The sequence below is a fragment of the Halarcobacter sp. genome, from assembly GCF_963676935.1.
Classification (GTDB): Bacteria; Campylobacterota; Campylobacteria; order Campylobacterales; family Arcobacteraceae; genus Halarcobacter.
In genome coordinates, this window is record NZ_OY781470.1 from 2,976,129 (window position 1) to 2,995,077 (window position 18,949).

Genomic DNA, 18,949 nt, shown 5'->3' on the forward strand with positions numbered 1-18,949 from the left:
TTTAACTTAATAGTTGCGGTCGTAAATAATCTGTTACTAACTAAATTTTATAGACCGCAACTATTAGGCTACAATATTTTATACCCTGCTGCATATATATTTTCAATTGTATCTTTAGGAAGTTTTTTTCTAAGACGCTTGATTATATCTTTTAGTTTTGAACTATGTTCTAAATCTATAATATCATCCCAAAGGTAAAGTGCTATCTCATCACTTGAAAACACCTTATCTTTTTTTGATGTAAGCAATTCTATTAGAAGTGTTTCATGCTTAGTAAGCTTTATTTCATTGTTTTCAAAAAATAGTATTTTAGAGCTCTTATTCCATTTTAAACCATTTTTAAAGTATAAGTATTCATTTTCATTGTTTAATTGTTTAAACTGCTTTGTAGCTTCATTTAAAGCTTTTTTCAACTCCATTCTTGAGATTGGTTTTGGAAGATATTTTGTTAGATTTAATTCAGCTGCAAATAAAAGTTTATCTTGTTCTAAGTGTGCTGTTAAGATTATAACTCTTGTTAGATTATCTTCTTCTCTAATTTGTTTTGTTAGTTCAAGACCATTTAGTATAGGCATATTTATATCAAGAAGCATAATATTTGGTTTATATTGTTTATAAACATCTAAAGCTTCTTTTCCATTTGAAACAATATAAACCTCTTTAAAATATCTTTTTAGATACCTTCCATAGTTTTCCCTTGTTTCTAATTCATCTTCTGCGTATAAAAGAGTCAAACTATTCATTCTCTTCCTTAGATAATATAATAGAAAATTTAGCTCCTAAATTTTCATTTTCAACTTTTAGTTCCCCATGCATAGATTTTTCAACTATCATTTTTGCCATACAAAGTCCATGACCAGTCCCTTGTGAGTGTGGTTTTGTTGTAAAGTATGGGTCAAAAATTTTTTCAAAAAACTCTTGGGGTATTCCACCGCCGTTATCACTTATCTCTAAATAAGCTTTATTGTCAACTATTCCTATAAAAATTTGGATTTTTGGATTTTCTATATTGTTATCTACTAAAACATCTTTTGCATTATTAAGTATTACTAAAATAGCTTGTACAAACTCTTTTTTTACACCTAGTACTTTTGAATCCTCTTGAATCTCAAATTTACACTCAATTTGTTTTGATTCAAAAAGTTTATATACAAGTGCAAAAGCAGTATCAAAAGCCTCTTTTATATAAAAAACCTCTTTTTCCTCATTTGGTTGTAAATAGTTATTAAAACTCTCAATAGTATCTGACATATAAAAGGTTAATTTCTCTATCTCATTTAGATGCTCTTCTAATTTTTCACTATCAAGTTTTTTATCTTCAAAATCTGCTTCTATATTTGCAACTACAGAATTTATTTGTGAAAGGGGCTGTTTCCATTGATGGGCTATATGAGCTAAAGTTTCCCCAACTGCCGCAAGTTTTGATTGGGCAATTAAAAGTTTATCTTTATCTCTTAATTCATTAAGTTGTTTATTTACCTCTTTTTCTAATTTTTTATTATAACTTATTTTTGAAATTATAAAAAATACAAGTGCTAAGGCAAAAATTATAAATATAAATACATAATGTTGATTTTGAAGAGCTAGATCAAACATTATCAATCACATCTATTTTATAACTTTTTGTAGTGCTTCTACAATAGCTTTTGATTCTAAAGATTTAATTTTATTTTCTAGTGATTCTACAGTCTCAGTATTAGAAATATCTAACATTTTTTGTAATATATATTCACCCTCATCATAATTTTCATTTACGAAATGAATAGTACAACCAGATTCTTTTTCTTTTGCTTCAATAACTGCTTTATGTACATTTGTTCCAAACATTCCTTTTCCACCAAATTTTGGTAAAAGTGCTGGATGGGAATTTATAATTTTATTTTCATAAGTACTAATAAGATTTTTTTCCAATTTTTTCATAAATCCAGATAAAAAGATGAAATCAACTTTAAACTCAAGCATAAGATTTGTAATTTTTTCATCTAAATTTTCATCTGGAAATTTTTTTGAATTTATTATAAAATTTGGCACATTTTTATTTTCTGCTTTTTTTAATACATTTGCATCACTATTGTTTGATATTACAAGTACAACTTGCGCATCTAAAATTTTTTCTTCACACGCTTTTTGTATAGTTTCAAAGCCACTACCATTGTGTGAGGCTAAAATTCCAATTCTTTTCATTTTTTTCCCTATAAATTTATGAGGCGAATTATAACAATATTTTTTTAAATCCCAAAACTCTATTTTAATCTTTGAGAATGAGTAAGTGCTATTGCTATTGCATCTGTAATATCTAATGGTTTTATCTCTTTTTTTATTCCAAGTAATCTTTTTACCATAAAAGCTACTTGCTCTTTTTGTGCTTTTCCATTTCCGGTAACTGCTTGTTTAACTTGCAAAGGCGTATATTCTGCAAAATGTCCAAACTCTTGTAAAACTTTTAAAGAGATTGCACCTCTAAATTGTGCTAGTTTAATAACTGTTTTTGGATTAAAAGCATAAAACATATCCTCTATTGCAACTTCATTAATATCATATTTTTTAAAAATCATTTCAAGCCCTTCACACATCTCCACAATCTGTTCTTGAAGGATTTTTGTTTTAATTTTAATCAAGCCTGCTTCTATCAATTTCACATTATTTCCCACTTTTTCAATAACTGCATATCCACAGTTTCTTGTTCCCGGGTCAATTCCTAATATTTTCAACTTTTCACATTTCCTTAATTTTAAACTATTCACACTATGTAAGTGCTCTATAATCGTACATTTTACATAAATATTCACTTAAGTTCAAAAAGTTCTTCACATTATAAAAAATTTTTATTCACCTGTGAAAAACTTTTAAAGTTTATTTAGATATAATCTATCAATTTATATATAAAGAGTAAGTATTTAATGACAAGTAAAGAGTTTTTAACTATTATTAAAAAAGAAGCTAATCCAACAGATTATAAAAGATATCTAAAACAATTAAGCTACAAAAAAATTTCTTCTGATGATAAACTAGCAGTATTTGAAGTTTCAAATAGATATCTAGCATCTTGGATAAAAAGTAAATACAAGCCTTTAATTCAGCACTGTTTTGAAATCTATGATGGTACTAAACCAGATATTGAAATAAAAATAACAGGTGAAAAGAAAAGTAAAAAAGAGATAATTTCAGAAAAAGCAAAAAGTGAAGCAACTGAAAGTACTATCCTAAACCCTTCATATACATTTGATTCTTTTGTTTTAGGAAGTTCTAACCAAATGGCATATAATGCCTCTTTGGCAGTATCGGAAAAACCAGGTATTCAATACAATCCTTTATTTATTTATGGTGGAACTGGACTTGGTAAAACTCACCTTTTACAATCTATTGGTAATGATGCAATTGAAAAAGGTAAAACTGTAATCTACGTAACAATTGAACAGTTTATGAACGATTTTACCTTCTCAATCAAAAATAAAAATATGGAACATTTTAGAAGTAAATACCGAAAATGCGATGTTTTATTAATAGATGATATCCAATTTTTAAGTGGGAAAGAGCAAACTCAAGAGGAATTTTTTCACACCTTTAATGAACTTCATAATGCAAAAAAACAAATAGTGATGACAAGTGATAGACTTCCTTCACAAATTGCAGGTTTAGTTGATAGATTAAAATCAAGATTTGAATGGGGACTTACAGCAGATATCCAAATTCCAGGTCTTGAAACAAAAATTGCGATTATTGAAAAGAAAAGTGAATTAAACGGTATTAATCTAAGTAGAGAAATCGTAAACTACATAGCTACTAACTTAGATAATTCTATTAGAGAAATAGAGGGTGTTCTAATCAAACTAAATGCAAGTGCTTCACTACTTAATCAAGAGATAAATTTAGAACTTGCTCAAAATCTTTTAAAAGAACAAATTAAAGAAAAAAAAGAAAATATCAAATTACCTGATATAATATCACTTGTAGCAAATGAATTAAATATCAAACCAAGTGATATAAAATCTAAGAAAAGAACTGCTACAGTAGCAAATGCTAGAAGAGTAGTAATATATCTTGCTAGAGAATTAACTCATAACTCTATGCCAGATATTGCTAAATTTTTAGGTATGAAAGATCATAGTTCAATATCTAAAAATATTCAAAAAACAAATGAGTTAATAGAAACGGATGAAAACTTTAAATTAATCATCCAAAATCTAAAAAATAAAATCATACATTAAGGAGTGGAAAAAAAAGTTTAAAGTAAAAGTGTGAAAAGGTGTGAACTATTAAGAGTGTTTATTCACATACACAAAGTACCAAGAATAGATACCGTAAGTAATGTTTTCATCTTTTCACATTGTCTACTACTTCCACTAATTAATATAAATAAATAGGAGCTAATAAATGAAGTTCATAATAACAAAAAGCATATTTGAAAATATTGTCTCGTCAATGCAACCTTTTTTAGAAAAAAAAGATGCAAGTTCTATTACTTCACATATATACTTAGAAGTAAATAATTCTAAATTAACATTAAAAGCAACAGATTATGAAATAGGACTAGAATGTACTATTGAATCTATTACTGAAGCTATATATGGAAAAGCCACAGTAAATGGTTCAAATCTACTTGGTATTATTAAAAGATTAAAAGATGCAGATATTATTATTGAAACTGCAGATAACAATCTTATTATTAAACAAAACAAGTCTACATTTAAACTTCCTATGTATGATGCAGATGAATATCCATCTCTTAACTTACAAAATGATTTAAAACATTTAGAGATATCTACTATTAATTTAATTAATTCTATTAGAAAAATTACTCCTGCAATTGATAACAATAATCCAAAATTTGAATTAAATGGTGCATTAATTGATATCAAAAGTTCAAAAATAAATTTTGTATCAACTGACACTAGAAGATTAGCAATTTCTCATTTACAAAATATTTCAAATGCCGAAGCACAATTTATTATTCCTAAAAAAGCTATCATAGAAATTCAAAAACTGTTTTTAGATGAAGCAAATGTGATGTATGATGAAAACAATTTAATTGTTTCTAATTCAAATATGAAATTTTTTACAAAACTTATTAATGGAAGATTTCCAGATTATGAAAGAATTATTCCACAAAGTTTAAAATACAATATGACTATTCCTAAAAGTATGTTAGTAGAATCTATAAAATTAGTAACTTCACTATTCTCAAATATTAAAATTACTTTTAGACCACACTCTATTGTATTTGAATCATTAGATGAGGATACAGAGTCTAAAACTCAAATTGATATTGAATTAAATATTGATCAAGAGTTTTATCTTGCAGTAAATGCAAAATATATGCTTGACTTTTTAAGTCAAACAAACAACGAAGATGTTAAGATTGGATTCAATGAATCAAATTTACCATTCTATTTAGAAGATGAAAAATTCTTTACAATTGTAATGCCAATCGTTTTAGAAAAATAAATTTAAAGAAGGAAATTTATAATGAGTCAACAAGAATACGGCGCTAGTAATATTAAAGTCTTAAAAGGTTTAGAAGCTGTAAGAAAAAGACCTGGTATGTATATTGGTGATACAAACATCAATGGTTTACATCATATGGTTTATGAAGTTGTAGATAACTCTATCGATGAAGCTATGGCAGGTTACTGTAGAAATATTAAAATTACTATGACTAAAGATCATTGGATTAGAGTAGAAGATGATGGTAGGGGTATTCCAGTTACTGAACACCCTACGGAAAAAATGAGTGCGGCAACTGTTGTTTTAACAGTTCTTCATGCAGGTGGTAAATTTGATAAGGATACCTATAAAGTATCTGGTGGATTACACGGTGTTGGTGTATCTGTTGTAAATGCTCTTTCAGAAGAATTAAAAATGACTATTTATAGAGAAGGTCAAATTCATTATCAAGAGTTTTCAAAAGGTATTCCTAAAATGCCTTTAGAAGTAATAGGTGATGCTCCAAGAAAAACAGGTACTACAATTGAATTTTTAGCTGATTCTTCTATTTTTGAAGTAACTGCTTATGATTTTGCAACTCTTGCAAAAAGATTTAGAGAAGTTGCATATTTAAATTCATTTATATCTATTACTTTAGAAGATGAAATTAGAAAAACAAAAGAAGTTTATCATTTTGAAGGTGGTATTAAACAATTTGCAGAAGATTTAAATAAAGAAACTCCTGTTTCTGATGCAGTAGCTTTTTCAGATAAAGTTGATGATGTAGAAGTTGATATTGCTTTAATGTATAACTCAACATATACAGAAAAAACTTTATCTTTTGTAAATAATATTAGAACTATTGATGGTGGTACTCATGAAGCTGGTTTTAAAGCTGGACTTACAAGAAGTATTGTTAAATATGTAAATAATAATGCAGCTGCTAGAGAAAAAGATACTAAAATTACTGGTGATGATGTAAGAGAAGGTCTTATTGCTGTTGTTTCTGTAAAAGTTCCTGAACCACAATTTGAAGGTCAAACAAAAGGTAAATTAGGTTCATCTTATGTTAAACCTATTTGTCAAAAATTGACTTCTGAAATGTTAGATAAATATTTTGAAGAAAATCCACAACAAGCTAAAGCTGTGATGGATAAAGCTTTAATGGCAGCACGTGGTAGAGAAGCAGCTAAAAAAGCTAGAGATTTAACTAGAAAAAAAGATTCTATGACTGTTGGTACACTTCCAGGGAAACTTGCAGAGTGTCAAAGTAAAGATCCTGAAGTTAGGGAATTATACCTGGTGGAAGGGGATTCTGCAGGTGGTTCAGCAAAACAAGGTAGAGATAGAGTTTACCAAGCAATTTTACCACTTAAAGGTAAGATTTTAAATGTTGAAAAATCAAGACTTGATAAGATTTTAAAATCTGATGAGATTAGAAATATGATTACAGCACTTGGTTGTGGTATTGGTGAAGATTTTGATGAAGAAAAAATCAGATATCATAAAGTTATTATTATGACAGATGCCGACGTTGATGGAAGCCATATTCAAACACTTCTATTAACATTCTTCTTTAGATTTTTAAGACCTATTATTGAAAAAGGTTATTTATATATTGCACAACCACCATTATTTAGATATAAAAAAGGTAAAAATGAAACTTATCTAAAAGATGAAACAGCATTATCAAATTTCTTAATAGAAAATGGTGCAGAAAGTTTTGAATTTAATGGTTTAGGTGTAAATGATTTAATCGATTTATTTAAAACTGTTTCTAGATATAGAGGTATGCTACTTCAACTTGAAAAAAGATACTCATTAATTGAAGTATTAAAACATCTTGTTGAAAATCCAGATTTAGTTAAACTAGAGCAAAAAGAGCTTTATGAGGTAGTTAAAAACTTTATTGAAGAAAAAGGTTACAATATCTTAACTAAAACAATTACAGAAGAGTATATTCAATTATTTGTACAAACAAATGAAGGTTTAGAAGAGCTTGTTATTGATGATGAGTTATTTGCTTCACCATATTTTAGTGAAGCAACTTATATCTTTTCTAAACTTGTTGAAAGAGATATTTCAATGTTTGAAGGTAGAGATTTAGTTGAAGTTCTTGAAGATATTGAAGGTTTAGCTAAAAAAGGTGCTTATATTCAAAGATATAAAGGTCTTGGTGAGATGAACCCTGAACAACTTTGGGAAACAACAATGACACCTGAAGATAGAAGACTTTTAAGAGTAAATATAGAAGATGCAGAAATTGCAAGTGATACATTTACACTATTTATGGGTGATGAAGTAGAGCCTAGAAGAAACTACATAGAAGAGCACGCAAAAGACGTAGAACACTTAGATGTATAAATAAAAAAGAGGTTATCTCCTCTTTTTTACTTTCCTATCAAATATTCTCAATATATTTGGAGATTTATGAAAAACAAAAAATTTTTATCTTATGAAGCTAAGATAATTTTAGGTGTAATAATACTTATTACAATTATATTATTGCCATTTAGTATTTCTGATTATTTTTTTTCAGTTGAAAATAGTTTAAAAAATTTTTATACTAAATATTTAGAAAAGTATCCTTTATGGATAGATATATTAGTACTTGTTTCTCCTGTGTTAATTTATACATTAATTGTTGAAATAAGAAAAAATAGATCAGATTATAAAGAAGATATTATTTATAATGTTAAATGGAAATGGGAATGGTCAAGGGATAAAATAGTTAATTTACAATGTTTTTGTCCAATTTGTGATGAAGAATTGTATTATGATAATTTATATAATGAAAATAATTTAAAACTTCAAAAATTAGATTTTATTTGTGATAAATGTAATAAAGTTGTAACATCAATACCCTATAGTAACAATGTTTCAAGATCATCTTTAAATATTAAAAAAGAGATAGAAAGAGTAATTAGAAAAAAAATGATGAAGATATAATTATATATTCATTATTTTAAAATATTTTTTATGATAAAATTTTATTATAATAAGGGAATTAAATGAATTTTTTAAAATATTTTTTAGTTTTATGTCTTTTTTTGACTCAATTATTTTCATCTGAATTAAAAACAAATGAAGAAATTCCTGCAATTGTCAGTGTAAATTGGTTAAAAACAAATTATAATAATCCAAATTTAGTAATTGTTGATTTAAGGGATAAAGAGGAATATCTAAAAGGGCATATTAAAAATGCAGTAAATATCCCAGGATTAAAATCTTTATTTGATGAAAAATTCATGATGCCAAAACTTGATTTTTTAAGAAATTTAATGAGTAACGCAGGTATAGATAGTACAAGTAAAGTAGTTGCTTATGACAATGGTGATTTTATTTGGGCTGCAAGATTTTATTGGATATTGGAAACATTAGGACATGACGAGGTTGGTCTTTTAAAAGTTGCTTATGGACCACTTATAGAAAAAGAGTTTACTATTTCAAATGATGAATATAAACCAAAAAAGAAAGAGTTTATTCCTAGAGTTGACAATGAAAAAATCCAAACTAAACTTAGTACTCTTTTAGCAATTGGTAAAAAAACTATTATTGATGGTAGAAAAAGGTCTCATTATGAAGGGAAAGAGTCTTTAGCAAAAAGATTTGGTCATATTCCAACTGCTAAAAATTATGCTTGTACACAAAACTATCAAGTAACAGAAAATGGTAATGCAATGAAGGATTTAGACCAATTAAAAGAGGTTTATAAAGATGTTTCAAAAGATAAAGAGATAATTCTATATTGTGATGGTGGTGCAGAAGCTGCGTTAAACTATATTGTACTTCAAGAATTGGGTTACAATGTATCTGTTTATGACGGTTCTTGGCTTGAATGGGGGAATGATAAAGAAGTTCCTATTGAAAATCCATCAAAGTAGTTAAAATATGCAATATAAAGGCTCTATTAAAAAACGACTAACATCAATAATTGTTTCAGTTACAATTTTAACTGCTTTAATAGGGTATAGTAGTTTTGTATACTGGTATATGACTAACCAATATAACAATGTATTAAAACTTTCAAAATCTGTAGCTTTAGTATTAGGACAAGATATTGCAAAACTAGTATTGTTAAATGATATATCAGTTGCAGCCGATATTACTACAAAATTAAAATCATTTAAAAATTTAGATTCAATGGTATTATATAAATTAGATAATACTCCCATTTTACAATATTCGCAAAATGGAAAAAGTTTTGTAGTTGATAAATTACCTAATATGGAAAATAGAAATACTACAGTAGATAAACAATTTTTAAAATTATATGTAGATGCAAATTATCAAAATAACCATTTAGGATATATTCAATTTAAGTTTTCAATTAAATCAATTTATGATGTGATAAAAAAAGATATTTATTCAATTTTAACTATTTTATTAATAATGTTGATTTTTTCTTATATTTTGGCAACTCTTTCTGCAAGAAGATTTACCAAACCTATTTTAAAACTTGTGACATTTTTGGAAAATGTTGATTTTTCACACTCTTTAAATAAAGAGATTCATACTAGCGAAAATAATGAATTTGGTAAGCTATATAATGAAGTAAATATTATGTTAGATAGACTGGAAAAAGCTAAATTGGAACTTCAAATAGCTGCTGCGGCTTTTGATACACAAAATGGAATGGTTATTACAGATAAACATCAAAAAATATTAAAAGTTAATAAAGCCTTTACAAATATTACTGGATATACTGCTAAAGAAGCAGAAGGAAAAACTCCAAGCATACTTAAATCAGGTATGCATGGTGAAGAGTTTTATAAGAAAATGTACAAATCTTTACAATTAAATCATTTTTGGATGGGTGAAATTAATAATAAACATAAAGATGGCACAGTTGTAAATGAGTTATTAATTATCCATTCAATAATAGATGATAACAATGAAGTTTTATATTATGTAAGTTCTTTTAGCGATATAACCTTACAAAAAAGAGCAGAAGCAGAGTTAAAATTAAAAGAAGAGTTGTTAATACAAAAATCAAAAATGGCTTCTATGGGGCAAATGCTTGAGAATATTGCTCATCAATGGAGACAACCTTTATCTATCATCTCTACAACATCAAGTGGACTTTTATTAAGAAAAGATATGGGTATGGAGATACCAAAAGAGGATGAAGTTGCTGATTTAGAGAAAATTGGAGATACTGTTAAATATTTATCTCAAACAATTGAAGATTTTAGAAATTATTTTAATCCAAATAGAAATAAAGAGTTATTTAATTTAAAAGAGTGTTATGAAAAATCACTAAAACTTTTAAATACTAAATTTAGTGTATTAAATATAAAAGTTACTCAAAGACTTGAAGATGTAAATGTATTAGGATACGAAAACGAATTTACTCAAGTAATAATGAATCTTTTGAATAATACAAAAGATGCCCTTGTTGAAAAAAATAAAGAGAATAGACTAATGTTTATATCTATTTATAAAGATAAAAATAATGCAATTTTTTCTGTTAAAGACAGTGGAGGAGGAATTCCTGCACATATTATGGATAAAATATTTGAACCATATTTTACAACTAAAGGTAAAGAGAAAGGTACAGGTATAGGTCTATATATGTCTAGAGAAATAGTAGAAAAACATATGGATGGAAAACTTGAACTTCAAAATAAAAAATTTATTTATGAAGAAAAAGAGTATATTGGAGCCCATTTTAAAATCATCTTACCTTTAAAACAAAAAAACAAAAAATAAATCTCTTACAATTTGTAATTAAATCCAATTAAATTTTTTTATTAGTATATACTTTCTAAAATTTTAAAGGAAGTATTTTGAATATTTGTGGAATAGAATTAAAAAGTAATCAATTAATATTAGCAGTTATAAAAGAAAATGAGTTTATAGATTTAAAAATAAAAAAAATAGTTTTAGAAGATGATGAAAAACAAGATGATATTAGAAAATTTTGTAATGAGTTCTTAGTTTTTTTAGAAAAAAACAATATTGAAAAAGTATATATAAAAAAAAGAGCAAAAAAGGGAAATTTTGCAGGTGGGGCCGTTACCTTTAAAATGGAAGGTTTAATACAATTAAATCCCTTATGTGAGGTTGAATTAATCTCAGCACAATCAATCTCATCTTTTGAGAAAAAAAATATCATTGAATATCCAGAAAAACTTATGAAATATCAAGAGCAAGCTTTTTTAACTGTTTATTCCCAAATATAAAAAAGTTGTTATATAATTTATAAAATAAGAGATAAAATAGTTATAATATTAACTTTTGAAAAAAGGTGTTTTTATGAATGAACAAGAACCAATAGATAAAATAGAATTAGTATATTTAACAAAAGAAGACCATGAAGATATTGTAAAACTTATGGAAGATGAGTATAGATATCTTGATGATTCTGTATGGACACAAGAGGAGTTCTATTCTTTAATAGAAAAGTTTCCAGATGGTCAAGCTGGAATCAAAATAAATGATGAATTAGCGGGTTTTGCCTTAAGTATTATTGTTGATTACAGTAAATTTGATGATAGCCATAGTTATAAAGAGATTACTGGAAATTATACTTTTGATACCCATGATGATAAGGGAAATCTACTTTATGGTGTTGATATTTTTATAAATAAAAAATATAGAGGCTTAAGACTTGGAAGAAGACTTTATGAGTTTAGAAAAGAGCTTTGTGAAGAGAAAAACCTAAAAGGTATTATTTTTGGTGGTAGAATTCCAAATTATTCTAAATATGCAGATAAAATATCCCCAAAAGAGTATATTCAAAAAGTAAAATCAAGAGAGATTTATGACCCAGTTTTAAATTTCCAATTGTCAAATGATTTTTATGTAAAAAGGGTTATAAAAAACTATCTTGAAGGGGATATTCATAGTAAAGACTATGCTTGTCTTTTAAGATGGGATAATATCTATTACTCAAAACCTACAAAAGAGCCAATGTCTGAAAAAACAGTTATTAGATTAGGACTTATTCAATGGCAAGTAAGACCTTATAATGATATAGAGGAGGTTTTAGAACAAGCAGAATATTTTGTAAACTCTATCTCCTCATATAGAAGTGATTTTGCCCTATTCCCTGAGTTTTTCAATGCTCCTTTAATGGCAAAATATAACCATCTAAGTGAAGCAGATGCAATTAGAAAACTAGCAGAATTTACTCCAAAGTTTGAAGAGGAGTTCTCAAAATTAGCAATATCTTATAATATAAATATCATAACAGGAAGTATGCCACAACTTGTTGATGGGGTTTTATATAATGTTGGATTTTTATGTAAAAGAGATGGTACGGTTGAAAAATACTCAAAAATTCATGTAACTCCAGATGAGGAAAAAGTTTGGGGTCTAAAAGGTTCAAATGAGATTAGAACTTTTGATACGGATTGTGGAAAAATTGGTGTATTGATTTGTTATGATTCAGAGTTCCCAGAGTTAAGTAGAATACTTGCCCAAGATGGGATGAATATTTTATTTGTACCATTTTTAACAGATACTCAAAATGGATACTCAAGAGTTAGAGTTTGTGCTCAAGCAAGGGCAGTAGAAAATGAGTGTTATGTGGCAATTGCAGGTTGCGTAGGAAATCTTCCTAAAGTTGCTAATATGGATATTCAATATGCCCAATCAGCAGTATTTACACCCTGTGACTTTGCCTTTCCTGCAAATGGTATCAAAGCAGAGTCAACACCAAATACTGAAATGATATTAATAGCTGATGTAGACTTAGAACTTTTAAATGAATTACATAATATAGGAAGTGTAAATAATCTAAAAGATAGAAGAACTGATATATATGATGTAATTAGAAAATAAAAAAGGAGATTTTATGTTTAAAATTAAATCTTTAGACCATTTGGTTCTAACTGTAAAAGATATCGATAAAACTGTAGAGTTTTATACAAATATTTTAGGTATGGAAAAAGAGATTTTTAAAGAAACAAGAGTTGCTTTAAAATTTGGTCATCAGAAAATAAACCTACACCAACTAGGAAACGAATTTGAGCCAAAAGCACAAAATGTTAAAGAGGGAAGTTCTGATTTGTGTTTTATCACTGAAACTAGTGTAGAAGAGTTTAAAAAGCATATTGAAGATAACAAAATAGAAGTTATTGAAGGGCCTGTAAAAAGAACAGGAGCAATGGGTGAGATTAATTCTATTTATCTAAGAGATCCAGATGGAAATTTAATAGAGATTTCTAATTATATTTACAAAATATAACTAAACTAATATAAAAATATATTAGTTTAGAAATCCTATTACAATGGGTAATAAAATAGCTGTAAATATTCCACAAAGACCCATAGCAAGTGCTCCGAAGGCTGCTGTCTTTTCTCCCATTTCTACAGCTCTTGCTGTACCTATTCCATGAGAGATTAAACCTAATGCAAAACCTTTTGAAGTATCGTGTTTTATTTTCATCACTTTAAAAACTAAACTTCCAAAAAGTGCTCCAATAATACCTGTAATAATCACAAATCCAACCGCTAAAGATGGAATTGCTCCTATTTGTTCTGAAGTAATTATTGCAATTGGTGCAGTTATAGATTTTGTTGTCATTGATAACATTGTACTTAAGCTTGCATCTAAAGACCAAAGTAATATAAGTGCTATAAATACAGAAAATGTTCCAGCTACAAAAAGAGTAATTACTATAGGGAAAAAAAGTGATTTTATATATTTTAAATTTTTGTATAGAGGTAAAGCTAAAGCAACAGTTGCTGGTCCTAAAAAGAAATGTATTATCTCTACAGATTTAAAATACTCTTTATAGGAAGTTCCTGTTATTAAAACAGCACTCATAATTAAAATATATGCTATTACAATTGGTTGTAGCAAAGTATGTTTATTTGCTTTTTCATAGATTATTATTCCTAATTTATATGAGCCAAGTGTAAAGATTAACCAAGTAAGAGGAGTTGAAGTGATATATTCCACTAATGCATCATAATTCATTTTTATTCTCTTTTCTTATAGTTAAAATATCTATTAATTTTGCACTAAATGCAAGGGCAATAAGTGTTCCAAAAAATAGGGAAACTACAATTGCCCAAAACTCTTTTGAAATAGTGTCTACTTGTGTAATAATCCCCATTGCCGCAGGAATAAATAAAAGTGGTAGATATCTTAAATGTAAAAATGCTGCATTATCAAGTGAATGAAAACTTCCTTTTCTAATCATAAGAAAAAATAAAAGAAATACCATTCCTACAACTGGACCTGGTACAATTAAATCAAAAAATTTAACTACACATCCCCCAAGAAATTGGAAGATTAGTAGTGTTATCAAACCTTTTAACATAAGTTTTAATCTTTAAACAATTGGTAAATTGAGCAGAAATCTTCTTCACCTTTACCATCTTTTTTCATTTTTCCAAACAATTCTTTAGGAACTGAAGCTGTAAATAATGGTTGATTTAAGCTATATGCTAAATCTTGAAGAGTATGTAAATCTTTGTAGATTGCATTGTTTGAGAAGTGTGCAGAAAAGTCCTCTTCTAAAAGTTTTTGTGTTTTTGCTTTTAATACAAGTGATTGTCCACCACCTACACCTAAGATTTCAAGTAGAGAACTTTTTTCAATATCACAAGCTTCACCTAATGCAGTACATTCAGCAATTGTAGCCATAAATGAACCAAGGCAAAGATTATTGATAAGTTTCATTTTTGAAGCTTTCCCTTCATCTTTAAGATAAAATATCTCTTTACCAATTTTTTCTAATAGTGGTTTACAAGAGTCAAAAGTTTCTTTTTTACCAGATGTAACTATTGTAACTAAACCTTGTAAAGCAGGTGCAACACTTCCAAAAACTGGTGATTCTAGATACTCTCCAGCTTTTTCATCTACAAGTTTGTGAAACTCTAATACTTTTTCGTAATGATTTGTAGTCAAGTCAATAATTGTTTTTCCTGTTAAATCAGCACTTAATAAACCATTTTCCATCTTAAATATATTTTCAACTGCACTTGATTCAAATAAACATATAAATATTATGTCACATTTTTCAATTAGCTCTTTTGGTGAATCAACAATTGGATATCCTAAATGTTCAACTTTTGATTTTGTTCTATTGTAAATTGTTAATTCTTCACCTGTGTCTGTAAGTCTTTTTGCAATAGCAGTTCCTAAATTACCTAATCCTATAAATCCTATACTCATAATCTTCCTTTCCCTTTTTTAGAATTATAGTTAAATTTATTATAAATCTAATTTAGAACAAAAAAGAAAAAGATTATTAGATTAGAACTTTTATTTATTGGAATAATATTTGCATATATTTATTTAAAGGAGTCTATTATGAGTATAAATGAGAAGACTATTTTTGAACAAATAAAAGTGGCAATAGCTAGTGACAATATAAATACACTTAGAAAACTTTCTAATTCTGAGCATATGAATGTTCGCAGAGCCTTAGCTAAAAACAATAATATAGATGCATTTATTGCAAATAAATTACTTTTTGATCCAGTATTAAATGTATCATATATAGCTTCACTAAATCCTAATATAACACAAAAAAGAGTTTTTGATGAAAAAATTTTGACACAATGTGTAAAATGTGATGTTGATGAATTAAAATTAGATTGTAACAATTGTCCACATTCTAAGAAATAATTGTACCTATTAGTATTGAAGTACCAATACAAAATAAGATTAAACCAGATATTTTTTCAATATGATTTGAGTATTTATCTAAAAAGTTTTTACTTTTTTTATTTGTAACTAGATAAACAATAAATATATCCCAAAAAAGTACAGCAAAAAACATCCAAGCTGCATAAAATGTTTGAACAAAAAATGGCGTACTATTTTGAATAGAGATTGAAAACATTGTAAAATAAAATATTGAATTTTTTGGATTTAATATGGCAGAAAAAAATCCCATAGAAAAGTATTTTAGAATATCTTTTTTATTTTTTTTCTTTTCAATCTTTTCTTCAAAAAGTTTTCTTTTTTTAGATTTAAGTAGTAATAACCCAATATATAAAAGATAAATAGACCCAAGAATCTTTATTATCATAAAAATCAATTCATTGTTTTTTATAAGAGTTATTCCAAATAATGCAAGTAAAATATATACTAAATTTGCTATTGCAATTCCAGCAGATGTGACAATGCCACTTACTCTTCCATATTTTGAAGAGTTTGATAGAATGATAAAAAAATCAACTCCTGGACTTAACAAGGCCATAAAGTGTGCAAGTGCAAGGGCTAAAAAACCCATTAAATAATTATCCATAAATCCCCTTATTTTAAAGGGAATTATAGATTATATTTTTATTTTAATCTTGTACAAAATTGAGTTTATATTGATTTGGTGTAGTTGCAACTATTTTTAAAAAATTTCTATGGAAATGACTTTGGTCTGCAAATCCACACTCTAAAGCTGTATCTACTAAACTATTACCCTCTTTTAAATACTCTTTTGCTTTGTTTATTTTTAAATTTATTAAATAAGCATGGGGTGTCATATTTAGTTTGTTTTTAAATAGTTTAATAATATAAAACTGGTTTAATTGAAATTCGTTTGATAATTCATCTAATGAGATATTCTTTTTATAGTTTTTTTGAATATACTCTTGTATCTTTTTAAACTTCATATCATCTTCATTAGTAGGTTTTTTATGAAAATCTTTTAAATAGCTTTTAAAAAGTTTTGTAAAAAAAAGAATTAACTCTTCCTCTTTTTCTTGGTATGTGATTTCACTAAAAATTGTTTTACACAAAGTTTTAAACTCTTCATAGGTGCTCATATCATCTAAAAACTCTTTTTTAAAGGGTATAAACTCTTCTATATCTTCACAAATAGTTTTTTGAATACCAAAACACCAGTTTTGATCTAAATAGAGCATATAATAAAGATTTGGGGTTTTATCTATGGGATTACATGAATGAATCTCATTCGGATTTACTAAAGCTATCATCCCAATATCAAAATCATAAATTCTATCTTTATTTGTGTATACAGTTTTACCTTTTATATTTATACCAATTGACAAGGTATCATGTATGTGTTTTTTATAGTGTTTTGTATTATTTGAGTATCGAAGTTCTAAATAGGGTAAGTTTTCATCTGTAAAAATTTTTGTAAATATTTTTTCTTCCATATGCAATTATATTGTGATTAATATTTATATATCTTTTAAATGAAAAACTAGGAGTCAAAATTTGCTCCATAAGTTTTTACCCCTTGTTTTTTTAATGCATATGTCATATCTATAGTAAATTTTTGGTTAGACATTATAAACACAACTTCAGGTTTATAGTGTTTAACTGCTTTTAGTGCTAAATTAATATAATTTGCTGTTTTAAAATTTTTTAATTCATTACTTGTAGTATCCAATATATGTAAACCAATCTCATGATTTGAGATACTTTGAGTAAGTTTTGATAATAATTCTGTTGTAAACTCTTTATCTTGTGCTCTTCCAATCCATATTACATCCATTTTTGTTTTTTTATTTAATACCATACAAGGAATAATTGGAGCAATACCACCACCTGTTACAACTATTAGTACATGGTCATAAACGCTATGATTGTACATAAAACCTCTGTTTCTTTGTTTTTTAATAATGCACTTGTTTAGGGTATGTTGCCCTTTGTTTAGATCTTTAACGATTTTCTTTGTTCTATCTCCAGCGGGAGTTATATATAAGGTTCTATTTTTTAAATCACTAAAATTTATCATAGAATCTCCAAATGGATGGTAATAACCATTTGCTAAGGTTATTTTTGAATAAGTACCAAATGATGGTTTTCCAGAAATTTGTATCCCTATTACATGGGGTGCAGTGTGAACTATTTTTGGATATATCTTTTTTGTACCTATCCAAGGAGTAATTAGTAATAAAACTATTATGCATATTAAAAGAGATTGAGGCTTATATAATATTTGTGAAAGATTATTTCCTAATGCAAAGTTTATTTGTAAATAATAAATTGTTAGTAAAAATATAGCAATATAACCAAAATATCGATGTATATTTTCAAAGGTATTATGATATTTTCTTCTAAAAAATGCTAAAGAAGTTCCTATTATAATCATAAATAAAATTAAAAGGTTAATTCCAATTGAAAGATATTCAGGTGCTACCTTGTCTAGTGCATAACATAAATGTACAGTAAACCATACTAAAGCAGATACGGCCATTATTTTATGTAAATATCCAATTGAGTTTGAAAGTTGATGAAATACATAATATTTCCCTCTTGCTCCTATAGTTTCAAATAGTATAAAATTTACAGTATTATTTCTTGCAAGTACAGTTATTAATAAAGAAAAAATAGCAAATAGTGACGCTGAATCAATTTTATTTGTTGATTTAAAAAATATTAAAAAAAATATTAGATTTATAAAAAGGGAGATAAAAAACCAAATAATAAAACAGTTCTTTTCATTGTATATTTGTCTTAGAAAACGAGATTTTAAATCAAAACTATATTCTGTAGGAGATTTAATAAATTCATTAATCTTAGTATTAAAAGAATTATATAATACAAGATTTTCCGAATTTCTCATTTAATTCCTTTACAATAAGTTTCATTATA

The 18,949-nt window shown here is 26.7% G+C and carries 20 protein-coding genes; 10 read left to right on the forward strand and 10 right to left on the reverse strand.

All coding sequences use genetic code 11. From position 1 onward, the window contains the following. Nucleotides 1-68 precede the first annotated feature (68 nt). Genes ACKU4C_RS14525 through ruvC form a run of 4 tightly spaced genes read right to left on the reverse strand, consistent with a single transcriptional unit; the run spans nt 69 to nt 2,711 of the window. A complete protein-coding gene (locus ACKU4C_RS14525) occupies nt 69-743 on the reverse strand; it encodes a response regulator transcription factor (RefSeq protein WP_321313218.1) in 675 nt (224 codons plus the stop codon). Then, complete coding sequence (locus tag ACKU4C_RS14530; protein WP_321313220.1) at nt 736-1,596, reverse strand: HAMP domain-containing sensor histidine kinase; 861 nt, start codon at nt 1,594-1,596, stop codon at nt 736-738. The genes ACKU4C_RS14525 and ACKU4C_RS14530 overlap by 8 nt, the downstream gene beginning before the upstream one ends. Nucleotides 1,597-1,608: 12 nt before the next feature. Further along, nucleotides 1,609-2,184 carry a phosphoribosylglycinamide formyltransferase gene (gene purN / locus ACKU4C_RS14535; protein WP_321313222.1) on the reverse strand — a complete coding sequence of 192 codons (576 nt, stop codon included), beginning with the start codon at nt 2,182-2,184 and terminating at the stop codon, nt 1,609-1,611. A gap of 59 nt (nt 2,185-2,243) precedes the next feature. After that, nucleotides 2,244-2,711, reverse strand: a complete 468-nt coding sequence (gene ruvC, locus ACKU4C_RS14540) for a crossover junction endodeoxyribonuclease RuvC (protein WP_321313224.1) — start codon at nt 2,709-2,711, stop codon at nt 2,244-2,246. A 189-nt stretch (nt 2,712-2,900) separates the two neighbouring features. On the opposite strand from ruvC, the gene dnaA reads away from it, so the two are divergent. From dnaA to ACKU4C_RS14585, 9 genes are all read left to right on the forward strand, one after another. Beyond that, complete coding sequence (gene dnaA / locus ACKU4C_RS14545) at nt 2,901-4,208, forward strand: chromosomal replication initiator protein DnaA (protein ID WP_320035566.1); 1,308 nt, start codon at nt 2,901-2,903, stop codon at nt 4,206-4,208. A gap of 166 nt (nt 4,209-4,374) precedes the next feature. Continuing rightward, the gene (dnaN, locus tag ACKU4C_RS14550) at nt 4,375-5,445 is read left to right on the forward strand and encodes a DNA polymerase III subunit beta (RefSeq protein WP_321313227.1); all 1,071 of its coding nucleotides are present in this window, start codon (nt 4,375-4,377) and stop codon (nt 5,443-5,445) included. A gap of 21 nt (nt 5,446-5,466) precedes the next feature. Beyond that, entirely contained in the window at nt 5,467-7,788 is a 2,322-nt protein-coding gene (gyrB, locus tag ACKU4C_RS14555) for a DNA topoisomerase (ATP-hydrolyzing) subunit B (RefSeq protein ID WP_321313229.1), read from the forward strand. Between the two features lie 66 nt (nt 7,789-7,854). Then, complete coding sequence (locus ACKU4C_RS14560) at nt 7,855-8,373, forward strand: hypothetical protein (RefSeq protein WP_321313230.1); 519 nt, start codon at nt 7,855-7,857, stop codon at nt 8,371-8,373. A gap of 62 nt (nt 8,374-8,435) precedes the next feature. Continuing rightward, nucleotides 8,436-9,308 (forward strand): rhodanese-like domain-containing protein, encoded by an 873-nt coding sequence (locus ACKU4C_RS14565; protein WP_321313232.1) that lies wholly within the window; start codon nt 8,436-8,438, stop codon nt 9,306-9,308. Between the two features lie 7 nt (nt 9,309-9,315). Beyond that, a complete protein-coding gene (locus ACKU4C_RS14570; protein ID WP_321313234.1) occupies nt 9,316-11,136 on the forward strand; it encodes a PAS domain S-box protein in 1,821 nt (606 codons plus the stop codon). 77 nt (nt 11,137-11,213) lie between these two features. Continuing rightward, on the forward strand, nt 11,214-11,609 hold the full coding sequence (locus ACKU4C_RS14575; protein ID WP_321313235.1) for a DUF3010 family protein: 396 nt from the start codon (nt 11,214-11,216) through the stop codon (nt 11,607-11,609). 73 nt (nt 11,610-11,682) lie between these two features. Beyond that, a complete protein-coding gene (locus ACKU4C_RS14580; RefSeq protein WP_321313237.1) occupies nt 11,683-13,212 on the forward strand; it encodes a carbon-nitrogen hydrolase family protein in 1,530 nt (509 codons plus the stop codon). Nucleotides 13,213-13,225: 13 nt separating this feature from the next. Continuing rightward, entirely contained in the window at nt 13,226-13,618 is a 393-nt protein-coding gene (locus ACKU4C_RS14585; protein WP_321313239.1) for a VOC family protein, read from the forward strand. A gap of 21 nt (nt 13,619-13,639) precedes the next feature. On the opposite strand, the gene ACKU4C_RS14590 is transcribed toward ACKU4C_RS14585, so the two are convergent. The 3 genes from ACKU4C_RS14590 to ACKU4C_RS14600 are packed head-to-tail and all read right to left on the reverse strand — an operon-like array spanning nt 13,640 to nt 15,556. Continuing rightward, nucleotides 13,640-14,353 carry an LrgB family protein gene (locus tag ACKU4C_RS14590; RefSeq protein WP_321313241.1) on the reverse strand — a complete coding sequence of 238 codons (714 nt, stop codon included), beginning with the start codon at nt 14,351-14,353 and terminating at the stop codon, nt 13,640-13,642. Further along, complete coding sequence (locus tag ACKU4C_RS14595) at nt 14,343-14,699, reverse strand: CidA/LrgA family protein (RefSeq protein ID WP_321313243.1); 357 nt, start codon at nt 14,697-14,699, stop codon at nt 14,343-14,345. The genes ACKU4C_RS14590 and ACKU4C_RS14595 overlap by 11 nt, the downstream gene beginning before the upstream one ends. Nucleotides 14,700-14,704: 5 nt before the next feature. Next, entirely contained in the window at nt 14,705-15,556 is an 852-nt protein-coding gene (locus tag ACKU4C_RS14600) for an NAD(P)-dependent oxidoreductase (protein WP_321313245.1), read from the reverse strand. Nucleotides 15,557-15,694: 138 nt separating this feature from the next. Between ACKU4C_RS14600 and ACKU4C_RS14605 the strand changes: the two genes are divergently transcribed. Beyond that, the gene (locus ACKU4C_RS14605) at nt 15,695-16,012 is read left to right on the forward strand and encodes a hypothetical protein (protein WP_321313251.1); all 318 of its coding nucleotides are present in this window, start codon (nt 15,695-15,697) and stop codon (nt 16,010-16,012) included. Here the strand turns inward: ACKU4C_RS14605 and ACKU4C_RS14610 are convergent. From ACKU4C_RS14610 to ACKU4C_RS14620, 3 genes are read right to left on the reverse strand one after another with little or no spacing between them, the layout of a single operon-like run. Continuing rightward, complete coding sequence (locus ACKU4C_RS14610) at nt 16,002-16,637, reverse strand: LysE family translocator (RefSeq protein WP_321313256.1); 636 nt, start codon at nt 16,635-16,637, stop codon at nt 16,002-16,004. The two genes, ACKU4C_RS14605 and ACKU4C_RS14610, sit on opposite strands and share 11 nt — an antisense overlap. Nucleotides 16,638-16,680: 43 nt before the next feature. Further along, nucleotides 16,681-17,505 carry an AraC family transcriptional regulator gene (locus tag ACKU4C_RS14615; protein ID WP_321313264.1) on the reverse strand — a complete coding sequence of 275 codons (825 nt, stop codon included), beginning with the start codon at nt 17,503-17,505 and terminating at the stop codon, nt 16,681-16,683. Between the two features lie 47 nt (nt 17,506-17,552). Next, a complete protein-coding gene (locus ACKU4C_RS14620; protein ID WP_321313265.1) occupies nt 17,553-18,920 on the reverse strand; it encodes a ferric reductase-like transmembrane domain-containing protein in 1,368 nt (455 codons plus the stop codon). Nucleotides 18,921-18,949 lie beyond the last annotated feature (29 nt).

Bases quoted from the DNA above. Each gene is read 5' to 3' on its own strand.
- ACKU4C_RS14590 (WP_321313241.1), bottom strand. From the start codon at position 14,353: ATGAATTATGATGCATTAGTGGAATATATCACTTCAACTCCTCTTACT.
- ACKU4C_RS14570 (WP_321313234.1), top strand. From the start codon at position 9,316: ATGCAATATAAAGGCTCTATTAAAAAACGACTAACATCAATAATTGTT.
- ACKU4C_RS14580 (WP_321313237.1), top strand. From the start codon at position 11,683: ATGAATGAACAAGAACCAATAGATAAAATAGAATTAGTATATTTAACA.
- dnaA (WP_320035566.1), top strand. From the start codon at position 2,901: ATGACAAGTAAAGAGTTTTTAACTATTATTAAAAAAGAAGCTAATCCA.
- ACKU4C_RS14565 (WP_321313232.1), top strand. From the start codon at position 8,436: ATGAATTTTTTAAAATATTTTTTAGTTTTATGTCTTTTTTTGACTCAA.
- ACKU4C_RS14610 (WP_321313256.1), bottom strand. From the start codon at position 16,637: ATGGATAATTATTTAATGGGTTTTTTAGCCCTTGCACTTGCACACTTT.
- gyrB (WP_321313229.1), top strand. From the start codon at position 5,467: ATGAGTCAACAAGAATACGGCGCTAGTAATATTAAAGTCTTAAAAGGT.
- ACKU4C_RS14615 (WP_321313264.1), bottom strand. From the start codon at position 17,505: ATGGAAGAAAAAATATTTACAAAAATTTTTACAGATGAAAACTTACCC.
- ACKU4C_RS14585 (WP_321313239.1), top strand. From the start codon at position 13,226: ATGTTTAAAATTAAATCTTTAGACCATTTGGTTCTAACTGTAAAAGAT.
- ACKU4C_RS14605 (WP_321313251.1), top strand. From the start codon at position 15,695: ATGAGTATAAATGAGAAGACTATTTTTGAACAAATAAAAGTGGCAATA.
- ACKU4C_RS14600 (WP_321313245.1), bottom strand. From the start codon at position 15,556: ATGAGTATAGGATTTATAGGATTAGGTAATTTAGGAACTGCTATTGCA.
- ACKU4C_RS14620 (WP_321313265.1), bottom strand. From the start codon at position 18,920: ATGAGAAATTCGGAAAATCTTGTATTATATAATTCTTTTAATACTAAG.
- ACKU4C_RS14560 (WP_321313230.1), top strand. From the start codon at position 7,855: ATGAAAAACAAAAAATTTTTATCTTATGAAGCTAAGATAATTTTAGGT.
- ACKU4C_RS14525 (WP_321313218.1), bottom strand. From the start codon at position 743: ATGAATAGTTTGACTCTTTTATACGCAGAAGATGAATTAGAAACAAGG.
- ACKU4C_RS14530 (WP_321313220.1), bottom strand. From the start codon at position 1,596: ATGTTTGATCTAGCTCTTCAAAATCAACATTATGTATTTATATTTATA.
- dnaN (WP_321313227.1), top strand. From the start codon at position 4,375: ATGAAGTTCATAATAACAAAAAGCATATTTGAAAATATTGTCTCGTCA.
- ACKU4C_RS14595 (WP_321313243.1), bottom strand. From the start codon at position 14,699: ATGTTAAAAGGTTTGATAACACTACTAATCTTCCAATTTCTTGGGGGA.
- purN (WP_321313222.1), bottom strand. From the start codon at position 2,184: ATGAAAAGAATTGGAATTTTAGCCTCACACAATGGTAGTGGCTTTGAA.